The 13,192-nt window shown below is 50.1% G+C and carries 17 protein-coding genes; 10 read left to right on the forward strand and 7 right to left on the reverse strand.

Annotation, left to right across the window (positions count from 1 at the left end; genetic code table 11):
- Window positions 1-66: 66 nt before the first annotated feature.
- From rsmI to QQL65_RS05720, 5 genes are read left to right on the forward strand one after another with little or no spacing between them, the layout of a single operon-like run.
- On the forward strand, window positions 67-951 hold the full coding sequence (rsmI, locus tag QQL65_RS05700) for a 16S rRNA (cytidine(1402)-2'-O)-methyltransferase (RefSeq protein WP_284362683.1): 885 nt from the start codon (window positions 67-69) through the stop codon (window positions 949-951).
- Complete coding sequence (locus tag QQL65_RS05705; protein WP_284362684.1) at window positions 941-1,306, forward strand: YraN family protein; 366 nt, start codon at window positions 941-943, stop codon at window positions 1,304-1,306. Before rsmI ends, QQL65_RS05705 begins: the two co-directional genes overlap by 11 nt.
- Window positions 1,307-1,321: 15 nt before the next feature.
- Entirely contained in the window at window positions 1,322-2,272 is a 951-nt protein-coding gene (gshB, locus tag QQL65_RS05710; RefSeq protein ID WP_284362686.1) for a glutathione synthase, read from the forward strand.
- Between the two features lie 17 nt (window positions 2,273-2,289).
- The gene (locus QQL65_RS05715) at window positions 2,290-2,931 is read left to right on the forward strand and encodes a MarC family protein (RefSeq protein WP_284362688.1); all 642 of its coding nucleotides are present in this window, start codon (window positions 2,290-2,292) and stop codon (window positions 2,929-2,931) included.
- 60 nt (window positions 2,932-2,991) lie between these two features.
- Window positions 2,992-3,927, forward strand: coding sequence for an AEC family transporter (locus tag QQL65_RS05720; RefSeq protein ID WP_284362690.1), 936 nt, complete (start codon window positions 2,992-2,994; stop codon window positions 3,925-3,927).
- 3 nt (window positions 3,928-3,930) lie between these two features.
- Here QQL65_RS05720 and QQL65_RS05725 read toward each other — a convergent pair whose 3' ends face one another.
- Window positions 3,931-4,839: a LysR family transcriptional regulator gene (locus QQL65_RS05725; protein WP_284362691.1), complete on the reverse strand. Its 909-nt coding sequence runs from the start codon at window positions 4,837-4,839 to the stop codon at window positions 3,931-3,933.
- 89 nt (window positions 4,840-4,928) lie between these two features.
- Between QQL65_RS05725 and QQL65_RS05730 the strand changes: the two genes are divergently transcribed.
- The 3 genes from QQL65_RS05730 (at window position 4,929) to QQL65_RS05740 (ending at window position 7,295) form a co-directional block, all read left to right on the forward strand.
- Window positions 4,929-5,147 carry a hypothetical protein gene (locus QQL65_RS05730; RefSeq protein WP_284362692.1) on the forward strand — a complete coding sequence of 73 codons (219 nt, stop codon included), beginning with the start codon at window positions 4,929-4,931 and terminating at the stop codon, window positions 5,145-5,147.
- 85 nt (window positions 5,148-5,232) lie between these two features.
- Window positions 5,233-6,750 (forward strand): YifB family Mg chelatase-like AAA ATPase, encoded by a 1,518-nt coding sequence (locus QQL65_RS05735; protein WP_284362694.1) that lies wholly within the window; start codon window positions 5,233-5,235, stop codon window positions 6,748-6,750.
- A 5-nt stretch (window positions 6,751-6,755) separates the two neighbouring features.
- Entirely contained in the window at window positions 6,756-7,295 is a 540-nt protein-coding gene (locus tag QQL65_RS05740; RefSeq protein WP_284362696.1) for a DinB family protein, read from the forward strand.
- 14 nt (window positions 7,296-7,309) lie between these two features.
- On the opposite strand, the gene QQL65_RS05745 is transcribed toward QQL65_RS05740, so the two are convergent.
- Genes QQL65_RS05745 through QQL65_RS05760 form a run of 4 tightly spaced genes read right to left on the reverse strand, consistent with a single transcriptional unit; the run spans window position 7,310 to window position 9,129 of the window.
- Window positions 7,310-7,645 (reverse strand): hypothetical protein, encoded by a 336-nt coding sequence (locus tag QQL65_RS05745; RefSeq protein WP_284362697.1) that lies wholly within the window; start codon window positions 7,643-7,645, stop codon window positions 7,310-7,312.
- Window positions 7,626-8,138, reverse strand: a complete 513-nt coding sequence (locus QQL65_RS05750; protein ID WP_284362699.1) for a DUF3592 domain-containing protein — start codon at window positions 8,136-8,138, stop codon at window positions 7,626-7,628. Before QQL65_RS05750 ends, QQL65_RS05745 begins: the two co-directional genes overlap by 20 nt.
- Window positions 8,138-8,638: a DUF3592 domain-containing protein gene (locus tag QQL65_RS05755; protein WP_284362700.1), complete on the reverse strand. Its 501-nt coding sequence runs from the start codon at window positions 8,636-8,638 to the stop codon at window positions 8,138-8,140. Before QQL65_RS05755 ends, QQL65_RS05750 begins: the two co-directional genes overlap by 1 nt.
- Window positions 8,638-9,129, reverse strand: coding sequence for a DUF805 domain-containing protein (locus tag QQL65_RS05760; protein WP_284362701.1), 492 nt, complete (start codon window positions 9,127-9,129; stop codon window positions 8,638-8,640). The genes QQL65_RS05755 and QQL65_RS05760 overlap by 1 nt, the downstream gene beginning before the upstream one ends.
- Window positions 9,130-9,337: 208 nt before the next feature.
- On the opposite strand from QQL65_RS05760, the gene QQL65_RS05765 reads away from it, so the two are divergent.
- Window positions 9,338-9,754 carry a GNAT family N-acetyltransferase gene (locus QQL65_RS05765; RefSeq protein ID WP_284362703.1) on the forward strand — a complete coding sequence of 139 codons (417 nt, stop codon included), beginning with the start codon at window positions 9,338-9,340 and terminating at the stop codon, window positions 9,752-9,754.
- Window positions 9,755-9,864: 110 nt separating this feature from the next.
- Here the strand turns inward: QQL65_RS05765 and aceA are convergent, their stop codons facing one another.
- Window positions 9,865-11,151 carry an isocitrate lyase gene (gene aceA, locus QQL65_RS05770; protein ID WP_284362705.1) on the reverse strand — a complete coding sequence of 429 codons (1,287 nt, stop codon included), beginning with the start codon at window positions 11,149-11,151 and terminating at the stop codon, window positions 9,865-9,867.
- A gap of 124 nt (window positions 11,152-11,275) precedes the next feature.
- Window positions 11,276-11,521 (reverse strand): hypothetical protein, encoded by a 246-nt coding sequence (locus QQL65_RS05775; protein WP_284362707.1) that lies wholly within the window; start codon window positions 11,519-11,521, stop codon window positions 11,276-11,278.
- 175 nt (window positions 11,522-11,696) lie between these two features.
- Between QQL65_RS05775 and QQL65_RS05780 the strand changes: the two genes are divergently transcribed.
- Complete coding sequence (locus QQL65_RS05780; RefSeq protein ID WP_284362708.1) at window positions 11,697-13,115, forward strand: helix-turn-helix domain-containing protein; 1,419 nt, start codon at window positions 11,697-11,699, stop codon at window positions 13,113-13,115.
- The last annotated feature ends 77 nt before the right edge of the window (window positions 13,116-13,192 follow it).

Raw genomic sequence — 13,192 nt, forward strand, 5'->3', positions numbered from 1 at the left:
TATACAAAACAGGCACCAAAGCTTAAAGAGTCAATCGAACAATTATTGGGACAATGAGCAGATTTCATGGCGGAGCAACAGTTTATTATCTCAGGTCACGCCTTCACCTGCCCAAAACTTGCCCCAGCGCTCTACCTGGTCTCGACACCAATTGGCAATCTCAAAGACATATCAATAAGAGCGCTGGAAACCCTTGCAGGGTCTGACCTTGTGCTGTGTGAAGATACACGTACGTCAGCTAAATTGCTCAACGCATATGGCATCAAAACCCAAAAAGCCTCGCTTCATGAGCATAACGAGACAGCCCAGGCGCAAAATATTGTGGATGAGGTCATTGCGGGTAAGGCGATATGTCTTATTTCAGATGCGGGCACCCCTCTAATCTCTGACCCGGGCTTTCCTTTGGTGCGTGTGGCGGCGGAAAAAGACATACCCATCATTGCAATTCCGGGCGCTTCTGCTGTGTTGAGTGCGCTCGCTGTGAGCGGTCTACCCACAGACAGTTTTTGCTTTTACGGCTTTCTGCCTCCGAAACAACAAGCGCGGCTTTCCCGCCTCGACGAGTTGAAAGACCAAACCGCAACGCTTGTGTTCTATGAATCGCCCAAACGCACGGCAGCAACACTAAGCGCGGTGGCCGAAGTTTTTGGCGCGACCCGGCAAATCGTCGTGGCGCGTGAACTTACAAAGCGATTTGAAACACTATACCGTGGCACCGCAGGTGAACTGGCCACCCAGTTCGAGGGCGAAAATGTAAAAGGGGAAGTTGTGATTTTGTCTGCCGGGGCAGACAAAACGGCGGCAATTGATCCTGGTGAATGGCGCGATGCCCTTAGAGAACTGATGGACGAACTGCCCTTGCGCGGCGCTGTCGACAAGATTGCGGCCGACTTTGGCCTAAAGCGAAAGCAAGTCTATCAAACAGCTCTTGAGCTGAAAAATGAGGACTGATCAACGCGCCCAAGCCGAAAAGTTCGGACGGCGGGCCGAGTTCTGGGCGAAATGCTATCTATTGCTCAAAGGGTTTCGGATCATCCATGAGCGGTTCAAAGCTCGGGGTGGCGAAATTGATCTGATTGTGACACGCGGCAAGACCTTGGCCTTTGTAGAAGTAAAAGCCCGCCGCAAGCGCACAATGCTTGCAGAAGCTTACGAGGGCGTGCGCCAAGATCGCATCATAAATGCAGCGCGTTATTTCCTATCTCAAAACCCGCAATATAGTGACTATACAATAAGATTTGATGTGATCGGCCTTGCACCTTTCGTTTGGCCTGTGCATATCGTTGATGCGTTTCAAACCAATTGATTGGACAAGAGCTTTATGGCGACGGCGAAAAAACTCAAAATTGCGGTGCAGATGGACCCAATCGAAAGCATCAATCCGGTAGGTGATTCAAGCTTTGCCATGATGCTGGAGGCCCAATCGCGTGGACATGAGTGCTTCTATTATGTGCCAACGACACTGGCGCTGGAAAACAACGTGGTCAGCGCAAATGTCTTCCCAATTAAGCTGATTGATGACACGCAAAACTGGTTTGAGTTGGGCGAAAGCAAAATTACAGATCTTTCTGAAATGGATGTGATCATGCTGCGCCAAGATCCGCCATTTGACATGAATTACATCACCACAACGCATCTCCTTGAGCGGCTGCACCCACAAACCCTAGTGGTGAATGCGCCGGACCCTGTGCGCAACGCACCAGAGAAGATTTTGGTCACCGAGTTTCCAGACTTGATGCCGCCAACATTGGTTACCCGTGATCGCTCAAGAATACAAAAGTTCCGAGAAACCCACGGTGACATCATCGTTAAACCCTTGTTTGGCAATGGCGGCGCTGGGGTGTTTCTGCTCAAAAAAGACGATCAAAACCTAGTTTCCTTGCTTGAAATGTTCGAGGATAGTTTCCCCGAACCCTTTATGATCCAAAAATACCTTCCAGATGTGCGCAAAGGCGACAAACGCATCATCATCATTGATGGCGAGCCTGTGGCGGGCCTCAATCGTGTGCCTGCCGAAGGTGAGGCGCGCTCCAACATGCATGTGGGTGGCCGTCCTGAGTTGAGTGATTTGACAGAGCGCGAAAAAGAGATTTGCGCCAAAATCGCACCAGCGCTGAAAGAACGTGACTTCATCTTTGTCGGCATTGATGTGATTGGCGACTATATCACCGAAATTAATGTGACATCGCCAACGGGCATACGCGAGATCAAGAGATTTGGCGGGCCAGACATTGCTGTGATGATTTTGGACGCTATTGAAAAGCGGCGCTGATCGTTTAAGGTCACCCCATGCCACTTGATACGTTTCTAATCGCGCTCACCACCTATTTCGCTACTATCGGCCCCGCCGATATTGTGGTCCTGTTTGCGGCGTTAACCGCCGGCGCTACCGCAAAAGAGCGACGAGCGATGGCGCTAAAGGGCACGGTTATTGGTGGCTTAGTGCTTTTGTTCTTTGCGCTATTTGGCGAAGCGATTTTGCACATTTTCGGCATTGGCTTGCCCGCATTGCGGGCGGCGGGGGGTATTCTGCTTTTGTTGATATCAATCGACATGGTGTTCGCCCGCGATTCAAGCGCCACCTCCACAACAGACGAAGAAAATGCCGAGGCTGCTTCAAGCAATGACATATCGGTGTTTCCACTTGCGACCCCGTTGATTGCGGGGCCGGGTGCCATAGGTGCTACCATTTTGCTTATTGCAGACGCATCGGGCGAACCCGCACGGCAAGCTGCGGTGGTTGGTGGTTTGATGATCATTCTCATGGCAACCTATGTGTTGCTGCTTGGCGCAACGCAGCTACAAAAGATCCTTGGCGTGACTATCCTGCACGTTGTGTCTCGAGTTGTGGGCGTATTGTTGGCAGCGCTTTCTATCCAATTTATCTTTGATGGTATTCGCACCTCTGGGCTTATTCCCGGCCTCACCTAAAAGACTAATTCACGCTCACGCGGCTCGTCACCTATTCCAATCGGCGCTAGATTTATCCTCATGGTCGAAATTTTTTTGAAAACATTGCCATTCTTTGCCCTCATCGCATTGGGTTACGGTGCGGGGCGCACTGGATTTTTCTCCAAAGAAGCGATCGCCTATCTCACCAAATTTGTGTTCTATTTCGCCTTGTCAGCCATGTTGTTCCGCTTCGCCGCCAACCTCTCGCTGGGTGAGATTTTCGATTGGGCATTTGTCGGCGCCTATCTTGTCGGCAGCTTTGCAGTTTATGCGTTTACTGCACTCATCGCTGTACGTCGCGGCTTATCCATCGCTGAAATTGCGTTTGAGGCGCATACATCGGTTATCGGAAATGTTGGGTTCCTGGGCGTGCCGATGCTTGTGCTGTTGCTCGGGGAAGCTGCCGTTGGGCCCGTTATTCTCGTGCTGGCAATGGATCTAACCGTTTTTGGATCCCTAGTGGTGATATTGGTCACCTCCTCGAAAGGCAGCACGTCTCCAGTTGGTGCGCTAAAGGCGGCAATTTCGGGCTTGGCAGCCAATCCAATGATCGTGTCTATTTCAATTGGCTTGCTTTGGTCTGCGTTCAACATCCCGATGTGGCAGCCGCTGGACGATTTCGTCACCATTCTAGGTGCCGCCGCAACACCTGGCGCTCTGGTAGCGATTGGCGCGTCCTTGTCGACCATCAAAGCGCGCGGTCTGGTGCCCGCTTTTTGGTTGAGCGGATTAAAACTGTTTATCCATCCAATTGCGGTCGCAATTGCTGCGCTCTGGCTTTTCCCTGTGGAGCCATTTGCCGCCAGCGTGATGATTGCCTGCGCGGCGCTACCGGTGGCGGGCAATATCTACATTTTGGCGCAGCATTATCAGATCAACCCGCAAAAGATTTCAGCGTCCATTCTAGTGTCGACCGTCATCTCGGTCGCAACCGTTTCTGTGGTCATTGCGTTGGTGAAGCAAATTCCGCTTTAGCGCTTAGACCCGCCGGTCAGGCATTGTTTCGTCAAGCATGGGGAACAACCATTCCTCAAATATCTGAATCTTCTTCCAGTTTTGTCGATGTTCTGGATAGCAGAGCCAAATTGCGTGATCTTCTTTTTCAATATGTTCAAATGGTTGAATCAATGTGCCCGTTGCCAACTCTTCGCGATAAAATGATGGGGTCAACAAAGCAACAGAACTCCCCGATATTGCCGCAACCCCATGAATATATTGAACATCCAGAATTGGGCCGGTTGCTTTTTTAAGCGCAGAAGTATCCACATTCATCGCGCTGAACCAACTGTGCCACCAAGGATCCGATGGGCTGGCCATAGGCAGCTTCAAAATGTCTGCGGGTTCATTCAATTCGTGCTGTTCAGCGAGCTTTGGCGAAAGCATAGGCGTATAGTCAAAATGCATCAGCTTTTTCGCCACAAGGCCGGGCCAATTGCCGTTGCCGGTTCTTATGGCAACATCAACGCCAGCTGACTGAAAATCGCTATATGCCGTGCTTGATATGTCCAATTTAACGGCAAGTGCCGCACAGCAAATTGTGAATGCGCCGAAGTGCTTGGCAAGCCATGAGCTGGCAAATGTTTGCGCCGTTGTGATGGTCAATAGGTCGTCAGTCTTCCCTTTTGCCTCAGCAAACGATCGTCGAATAATCTCAAATGCTTCGGTGATGGAGGGGGCAAGTCGTGCACCGGCATCAGATAAACTGACCTGTCGTGTGCCGCGTATAAAAAGCGGTTCGCCAAACCGGTCTTCTAATTGCTTGATTTGATAGCTCACCGCTGCTTGGGTCATATTTAACTCATTGGCAGCATTAGTAAAACTCTTGTGTCGCGCCGCAGCCTCAAAGGCACGGAGGGCGGTGAGCGGGGGTAAGGGGTCTAAAGCCATGCATAAAATCTCCTTATGCAAGGTAGCTGAGCTTTTGTTGGTCATCAAGTCCAAAACGGATCATCTTGAGTTCAACAAAGGAGATCAAAATGACATACATATCCACAAACAATGTTCCACGTGAATCTTATTATCGTCGTATAGGCCGTTGGTTTTTGGACCTCTTGAATGGTCTGCGTCAAATGCAGCCACGTCCACACCAAGCAAAACGCCCAAGCGTGCCAAACGAGCGCATGGTTGAACTCAATCCGCACTTGTTGCGCGACATCGGGTTTACAGACTTTAACGCACCGCGGCGACATCAATAGTTGCCTGTTCTTGGAATGTTCTTGAGTTGCGTTGCGCGCCCTGCTAGCCTTCGTTTCAATACTTAAGGACATTTCAGGATCAATTATGGTCACCCGCGTACAAACCGTTGCATTTCAAGGCATCGAGGCTCTCCCAGTAGACGTGCAAGTGCAAGTCGCCAACGGCATGCCTGCATTTAATATTGTCGGGCTGCCGGACAAGGCTGTTGGCGAAAGTAAGGAACGGGTTCGCTCGGCGCTCACATCATCAGGGCTTTCACTGCCACCAAAGCGTATCACCATCAATTTGGCCCCCGCAGACCTTCCAAAGGAAGGCTCGCATTATGATTTACCGATCGCGTTGGGTCTTATGGCAGCCATAGGTGCCATTCCCGGCGATAGTTTGGATGAATATGTGGTGCTTGGCGAACTCGCGCTTGATGGTCGAATTTCGCCGGTCGCAGGCACCCTGCCGGCGGCTATTTCGGCGCAAGCGCGCGAACTGGGTCTAATATGCCCAGAAAGCTGTGGCCCTGAAGCAGCTTGGGCTGGGGAGGAATTGAACATTATCGCCCCGGTCAATCTCCTTGCGTTGGTCAATCACCTCACCGGCAACCAATTGTGTGCGCGACCGATTGCGAAGCGGCGCGATCAAAATATCAATTTGCCGGACATGAATGAAATCAAGGGTCAGGAAGGCGCTAAACGAGCATTAGAGGTGGCGGCCGCTGGTGGCCACAATTTTCTAATGATCGGCCCACCAGGTGCGGGAAAATCTATGCTCGCAGCGCGCCTGCCTTCTATTTTGCCGCCGCTCAATCCACGCGAGTTGCTCGATGTATCAATGGTGCAATCTATCGCTGGTGAATTGGCCGGAGGGCAACTGTCCGATAGCCGACCATTTCGCGCGCCTCACCACTCAGCATCGATGGCCGCTTTGATTGGCGGTGGATTAAAAGTTCGCCCAGGCGAAGTCTCGTTGGCGCACAATGGGGTGCTGTTTTTGGATGAGTTGCCCGAATTCGCCCCGCAAGTGATTGACGGGTTGCGCCAGCCCCTTGAAAGTGGCGAAACGGTTATTGCCCGTGCCAATCACCGGGTGGTTTACCCCTCGCGTGTACAATTGGTGGCTGCGATGAATCCGTGCAAATGTGGAATGGCGGGCTCGCCCGGGCACACCTGCAAGCGTGGTGATCGCTGTGCTTCAGACTATCAAGCACGGCTTTCAGGCCCTTTTTTGGATCGCATTGATATTCGCATTGATGTGCCTGCGGTCACAGCCCTTGATATGATTGAGCCGGGCGAAGCAGAGCCGAGCGAAAGCGTTGCGAAACGCGTTTCGCGGGCCCGCCAAATACAAGCTGATCGATATTTTAGACTTGGTGCAACCGCTGTTTACAACAATGCGGCCACCAGCGCGAAGCAGATTGAACAAGTTGCCCAACCTGATGAAGAGAGCAAAAAATTGCTGGTGCAGGCGGCAGAAAAATTCAATCTATCGGCACGGGCCTATCACCGGGTGCTTAAAGTTGCGCGTACATTGGCGGATTTAGGGGGTGCGGAACATATCAAAAAGCCGCATATTGCTGAAGCACTTGGATATCGTATTGGATTTGGAACCTAGTTTGAATGATCAAAGTTTTTCAGCAATTTGCCTATAATAACTTATTGGCAAACCATAGACTGCTCAGTGCGGCGGAAGAACTGCAACAAGGTGAATTTGAAACAAAGCGCACCGGATTTTTCCCCTCAATCAAAAAGACTCTAAACCACAACATAACGGTAGATTGGTTTTATGTAGATGCGTTGGAAGGCGGAACCTTGGGCGCTAAAGCTTGGGCGGTTGAAGAGCCGTTTGACAATCCTGTTGATCTCAAAGTCGCGCAAAAGCAGGTTGATTTTCGCTTGATTGGTATTTGCAGTGAGCTAACGTTCGATATGCTTGCGCAAAACTTACAGTTTTATCGCTTCAACGAACCCATAGGGAATATTCTAAGTCACTTATTTCAGCACCAAATTCACCATCGCGGGCAAGCGCATGCAATGTTTGCAGGCACAAGCGTCGCACCCCCACAGCTAGATGAGTTCATGTTCTCATCAGATCACGCAGAGCGTGCTCGCGACCTGGAAGAACTTGGTTTGAAGGAAGCAGACCTGTCTAACTTTTGAGCCTTGATCGCATTCTATCCATTTGTTGTGGCAATAAATGCGCCAGCACACAAAACACTGAGTAAGCCCCCAACAAAAGCGTAGAAGAAAACATTGCCGATCAAGGTGTTGCCGGTGCGGCGGTAGATCATGCGTTTAAATCGCTTATTGGCCAGATAGCCGGGCAGCACGGTCTCGCGAACAGCGCTGAATTTCGGCTCATCTTCTTTTTGGCCCACAATCGCTTTTGAGCCTACAAATAGCTGGACCAGCTGCCCACCCACAAAGCCAATCGCGGCAACAAGAATTGACGCAATAAGCCAAAGCCCGAGCGGGTCAACTTCTGATAGGCTAACGCCAAATATCATCATAATTTTCCTCCTTTTTTGCCTTTGTCGCTGGTTTTAAGAACAAAAGATTATAGATTGAGATGGCGACCAAAAGGCCAATGATCAGCAACCATTCTTTGACAAATTTCGCTTGGCGAGAGGGATCAATTTCCCGAATTTGGGGGGTGTCGGGCAAATAGCGGATGGCAACCTGCTCCCCTTCATTGTGTGCATAGTAGAAACGATGGCTGACGCTAACTTCGCCCCGACGCATGATCTCGCCCACAGTGAAACTCACTTGCATGCGATATTGTGTTGACCCGTTGCGGCTACCTTCATAGGAGGGGCCAGACCATTTGGACTGGATGGTGGCGATCCCAGTTTCACCCGCCAATTCAAGTTGGACAAATCGCTGGTTCTGATAAATGGCGAGCGCTGCTAGCATGGCCGCAAACAGCAGCGGCAAAATAAATCCAAGTCCGCGTTCGCCACCAAATCTTTGCACCCACCCATCGGCGTTTGAATGTGCCATCATTAGATCGACCTGGCCATTGCTTGATTATGAGGGATTGCCCTTTTCGCATGTCGCCAGGCATAGAATAGGCCAGCGGCCAGCGCTAAGCCGATGGCTAGCGCAACAAACTTGCCGATGCTGCCCTCGGCGCGATCAACTTGGCTAAAATCGGGGTTGTTCTTTGCATATCGTACTGTGACTTTTGTGCCCACTGTGACGCTGTCATAAAACCCTTTTGATACGATCTGACTATCGGCGAACGATGGACTGCCATATGGCGTGAATCTATAGCGTACATAATGCGCAATATTATGTGTCAACGCTTCGCGGTTGCGCGGCGTATTTCGCACTTTTGTCCATTTTCCAACAATTGTTGCGGTGGTCTCGTTTCCCGAAACATAGATCTCGCTATCCACCCAAAACAAGTACGCTGCTGTGCAAAGGACCGCTGCTGTCAACATGGCGAAAAACGCCATGCTGATCTTAGTCGACAAGCTTGTCGGTTTTGTTGCGGTTTGCATTAAACCGAGCTGCCCTCAGGCACACCATCTGGTCCGGCAAGCGGGTTCATACCAAATCGGTTTTGGCCAGGCGTGCCTTTCAAAAAGCCAAGTTCAACAATCATCCATAGAGATACAGCTGTTGATATCCAAGTCACGCCCATTGCAATAGCGCCAGGCACCATAAGAGTTGTGCCGGCCAAGTCCATTGCTGTGTAGTCGATCCGAAATATCGACATGAGTGACATTATCGCACTTGGACCCATGAAAATGATCGCCCATGGCACAGCGCTTTTGTCACGGTCGTGCAGTCGTTTGATCAACACAGCAGACCAAAGATAAAAAATCGCTATGGTTAGGATTAGCTGTGCCAGCATCAACACTATGCCGCCACTGCTGAGCAATGGATAAATGCCGAAGGCTAAGACCAATGAGATTAGTCCAATACCTAAAATGCCAATCCAAAAGCTTTTGCGCGAAATGCGCCCCTCAAATGAAGTAAACAGTTCCATTTCTTCCCCCTATCAATTTCTACCGATTGGCGCAGTGCGCCACCGCTAGCTTGCTAAGGTTAGAAAAGTCGCTGGAATTTGTGAAACTGATTATCGATATAGAATGTATTCGCTGATTTGATTAATCCATTCTACGTCAGCGCTTATGATTGTTCCTCAATTGGATCGATTCGCAGTTGAATAATCATCAAACCCATCAGGATTTTCAGTGACCACTCATTTTTCCGTTTCGCATTCGGCGCCTTCAATTCAAGAATATTGCCAACTACGTATTGATGCAGGTTTATCGCCAAAATCTGCAGAATCTGCCGCGATTGGTCTGCCAAATTCTCTCTTCGCTGTAACCGTGCGAGATAATCAAAACCATTTGCTCGCTATGGGGCGCTTGGTAGGCGATGGCGGATGCTTCGTCCAAGTCTGTGACATCGCGGTACATCCAGACCATCAAGGCAAGGGGCTTGGTCGTCGCATCATGCAAGAACTAATGGATTATGTTGATCAGAATTTGCCGGCAGGTGCCTTTGTCAATCTTTTTGCCGATGGCACAGCAAAGGAGCTTTATAAGAAGTTTGGTTTTCAAGAAACCGCTCCTAAATCGGTCGGCATGGCGAAATATGCTAAATAGAAAAACCGACGGGCGTACCCGTCGGTTCAAGTTTCCCAACATGTTGGCACGACTAATAGTGGGGACGCGTGCCAACGGCTAAAAGTTGGAATTTTATCGCTCAGTTCGTTTTAAAACTGAGCAGTTTCGGTTGATTCAGCCATCGCTGTTGTGGAGCTTGCGCCCTGGCTAACAGCCATGGAAACTGCATCAAAGTAGCTGGTGCCAACTTCGCGCTGGTGGCGTGTAGCTGAGAAACCGCGGCTTTCTGCGCCAAATTCAGCTTGTTGCAGTTCAGAGTATGCAGCCATGCCACGATCTTTATAACGGCTCGCCAAATCAAATGTGGTGTAGCTAAGGTTGTGGAACCCAGCCAAGGTGATGAACTGATATTTGTAGCCCATCGCGCCCAATTCAGCTTGGAACTTCGCCATTTGGCTCTCATCCATATGCTTCGCCCAGTTAAATGATGGCGAACAGTTATATGCCAACATTTGGTCAGGGAATTCCTTTTTGATGGCTTCGGCAAAGCGACGTGCATCATCAAGGTTTGGCGTTGAAGTTTCACACCAAATCAGATCCGCATATGGCGCATAAGCCAAACCACGCGCAATCGCTGCGTCAAAGCCACCCTTGAGACGATAGAAACCTTCTTCGGTGCGTTCACCGGTTACAAATGGCGCATCATATTCATCAACATCTGACGTGATCAAGCGTGCAGCTTCTGCATCTGTGCGCGCCATAATCAATGTTGGAACGCCCATAACATCAGATGCCAAACGCGCTGCGTTCAATGTGCGAACAAATGTTTTTGTTGGGACCAAAACCTTGCCGCCCAAATGGCCGCATTTCTTTTCAGATGCCAGCTGATCTTCAAAATGAACAGCTGCCGCACCGGCTTCGATCATCCCCTTCATCAATTCAAAGGCATTCAATTGACCGCCAAAGCCAGCTTCCGCATCTGCAATGATGGGAACAAAGAAATCAAGGTCGGTTGTGTCTTCACCAGAAAGCTTTTCCATGGTTTGGATCTGGTCAGCGCGCTGCAATGCTTTGTTGATGCGCTTAACAATCGCTGGAACGCTGTCCGCTGGGTACAGGCTCTGATCTGGGTACATATTGCCCGAATTGTTGGCATCTGCTGCTACTTGCCAACCTGACAAGTAGATCGCCTTCAAGCCAGCTTTAACCTGTTGGACGGCCTGATTGCCGGTGAATGTGCCCAACGTCGGTACATAATCTTCTGTGTGCAGAAGCTGCCAGAGCTTTTTCGCGCCATTTTCAGCCAATGAATGTTGAATGGGCAAAGAGCCAGCCAATTTAGCCACATCTTCAGGCGTGTAAGTGCGAGCGATATTGTCCCAACGATCAGGTGCCCATTCAGGCGTTGCAAATTGTTGTTTGTTGCGGTCAAGCATAGTGAAAATTCCTATATTTTTAGCACTTTGGCTAAAGCTCCGCCGTCCCTTGGCGCGACCTGCAGGGTCGAACCAAGGAGCGTTGGAGGGTTAGAGAGTTAAGGGGTTAGGTTTTCTTGTGCGCTTATTGCGCCATTGTGCTGCGTTTGAAAGTGGCGGCGATCATCGGCGCGCCTTCAAACATGTCGCGAGCTGTGTCTGTGCCATCAGCCAGCGAAAACTGGTGCTTGTCGACTGGACCCACAATCGCAAAGCCCAACTGATCAAGTCCTTTGGCTTTAAACTGGCGCATCGCGTCTGCAACGGTACGCGCAATAATTGTGATGTATTCGTCTTGCGTGTTCTGCCGGTTGTCGATTGTGTGTGTCATTTTTTCCTCCGTTCCCCGGAACCGTTCCGAGAAGTGATGATGTAAAGATTTGACATTTGCCGGGAAAATGCAAGATAATTCGATAAATCAAGGTGTTAAGATGTAAAGATCAGTAAAGCGGCTTTGATAAAATTGTAAAGTCTTGTAAAGTTTACAAGCAGAGCTGGAGGCTCAAATGGAAAAGACCGGACCCCAAATTGGCGGCAAAATCAGGCGCTTACGGCGTCAAAAGCACACTAGCCAAGCCGATCTGGCCGCAGCGCTAGGCATCTCCGCCAGCTATTTGAACCTACTTGAGCACAATCGGCGCAACATAACAGTGCCGCTTTTGTTTAAGCTTGCTGGGCACTTTGGCATCGAACCAGGTGAGTTGGTTGAGAGTGACGAAAGTCAGTTGACCGGCGATTTGATGGAATTGTTCGGCGACGATATCTTTGCCGACACCGATCTTACAAATCATGAAATCCGCGATTTAGCTTCCTCAAACCCAACGGCAGCAAAAGCCATTTTGCGCCTGTTCGACAAATATCAGGAGGTGCGGTCCGGTCGCTCAGGCGGTGAAAGCGCAAGCGATGCGGAACCATCAACCACCGGATATCACATGGCAACGGAAGCAATTTCTGACTTCATTCAAGAAAATGCCAATCATTTTCCGGCCCTAGAAGCGTCCGCAGAGCGCGTGCGGCATGATATTGACCATGCGTCCGATAGCTTTGAATTGGGGTTGAAAACCTATTTGTTCAACGTATTCGGATTTGAGGTTAAAATGGCGTCTCTGCCAGCCGGCATCGCACAAAAGCTGGATGAAGACACAAACAAGCTGTTTATTTCGGACATTTCCAGCCCAGAATCGGCGTTGTTCTCAATGGCGCACCGGGCAGCCTTGTTGACCGCTGAGCGCGAAATTGAAGAAATCGTAGACCAATCAAACTTGCCTGAAGGGGATGCACCAATATTGGCGAAAAATGTACTTGCCTCTTATTTTGCTGCTGCGCTGGTGATGCCCTACACGCCATTTCTCGCCGCATGTCGGGATTATCGATATGACGTGGAGCGCCTGTCGCGCCGTTTCGGCGCAAGCTTTGAACAAGTTTGCCACCGCATGACGACTTTGCAGCGTCCAGGTGCGCAAGGCATCCCGCTTCATTTGGTTCGAACAGACATCGCTGGCAATATCTCAAAGCGCTTTTCACTTTCGGGGATTCATATTCCACGCCATTCGGGGGCCTGCCCGCGATGGAATATCTATTCTGCCTTTTTGCAGCCCGAAAAGATCAACATTCAAATTTCGCAAATGCCCGATAGCGAAATGTATTTTTGCATCGCCAAGTCAATTGCAAAGGGCGGTTATCGACACAATGCGCCCCGCAGGCACCTTTCAATTGGTTTGGGCTGTCATATCTCCCATGCAAAAGAGATGATTTATTCGGATGGCGTGGACCTTAAAAACTTGAGCCAAGTTGTGCCGATTGGCGTTGGTTGCCGCATTTGTCCGCGTCTTGAGTGCGGACAACGTGCGCATCCACCAGCCGATCACCGCTTCCACATTGATGCAGCAACCAAACCGGAAAACCTATATGCCAAAATGAGTTGATTGCATCCATTCTCACCCTCGAATATAATATTGGGCATAGAGTTGCGGCCATTCGTTTGGCATTGGGGTAGTAGTAT

This window comes from Maritalea porphyrae, from assembly GCF_030159895.1.
GTDB lineage: Bacteria > Pseudomonadota > Alphaproteobacteria > Rhizobiales > Devosiaceae > Maritalea > Maritalea porphyrae.

Coding starts and splice junctions, on each gene's coding strand:
- rsmI (WP_284362683.1), top strand. CDS start 67: ATGGCGGAGCAACAGTTTATTATCTCAGGTCACGCCTTCACCTGCCCA.
- QQL65_RS05705 (WP_284362684.1), top strand. CDS start 941: ATGAGGACTGATCAACGCGCCCAAGCCGAAAAGTTCGGACGGCGGGCC.
- gshB (WP_284362686.1), top strand. CDS start 1,322: ATGGCGACGGCGAAAAAACTCAAAATTGCGGTGCAGATGGACCCAATC.
- QQL65_RS05715 (WP_284362688.1), top strand. CDS start 2,290: ATGCCACTTGATACGTTTCTAATCGCGCTCACCACCTATTTCGCTACT.
- QQL65_RS05720 (WP_284362690.1), top strand. CDS start 2,992: ATGGTCGAAATTTTTTTGAAAACATTGCCATTCTTTGCCCTCATCGCA.
- QQL65_RS05725 (WP_284362691.1), bottom strand. CDS start 4,839: ATGGCTTTAGACCCCTTACCCCCGCTCACCGCCCTCCGTGCCTTTGAG.
- QQL65_RS05730 (WP_284362692.1), top strand. CDS start 4,929: ATGACATACATATCCACAAACAATGTTCCACGTGAATCTTATTATCGT.
- QQL65_RS05735 (WP_284362694.1), top strand. CDS start 5,233: ATGGTCACCCGCGTACAAACCGTTGCATTTCAAGGCATCGAGGCTCTC.
- QQL65_RS05740 (WP_284362696.1), top strand. CDS start 6,756: ATGATCAAAGTTTTTCAGCAATTTGCCTATAATAACTTATTGGCAAAC.
- QQL65_RS05745 (WP_284362697.1), bottom strand. CDS start 7,645: ATGATGATATTTGGCGTTAGCCTATCAGAAGTTGACCCGCTCGGGCTT.
- QQL65_RS05750 (WP_284362699.1), bottom strand. CDS start 8,138: ATGATGGCACATTCAAACGCCGATGGGTGGGTGCAAAGATTTGGTGGC.
- QQL65_RS05755 (WP_284362700.1), bottom strand. CDS start 8,638: ATGCAAACCGCAACAAAACCGACAAGCTTGTCGACTAAGATCAGCATG.
- QQL65_RS05760 (WP_284362701.1), bottom strand. CDS start 9,129: ATGGAACTGTTTACTTCATTTGAGGGGCGCATTTCGCGCAAAAGCTTT.
- aceA (WP_284362705.1), bottom strand. CDS start 11,151: ATGCTTGACCGCAACAAACAACAATTTGCAACGCCTGAATGGGCACCT.
- QQL65_RS05775 (WP_284362707.1), bottom strand. CDS start 11,521: ATGACACACACAATCGACAACCGGCAGAACACGCAAGACGAATACATC.
- QQL65_RS05780 (WP_284362708.1), top strand. CDS start 11,697: ATGGAAAAGACCGGACCCCAAATTGGCGGCAAAATCAGGCGCTTACGG.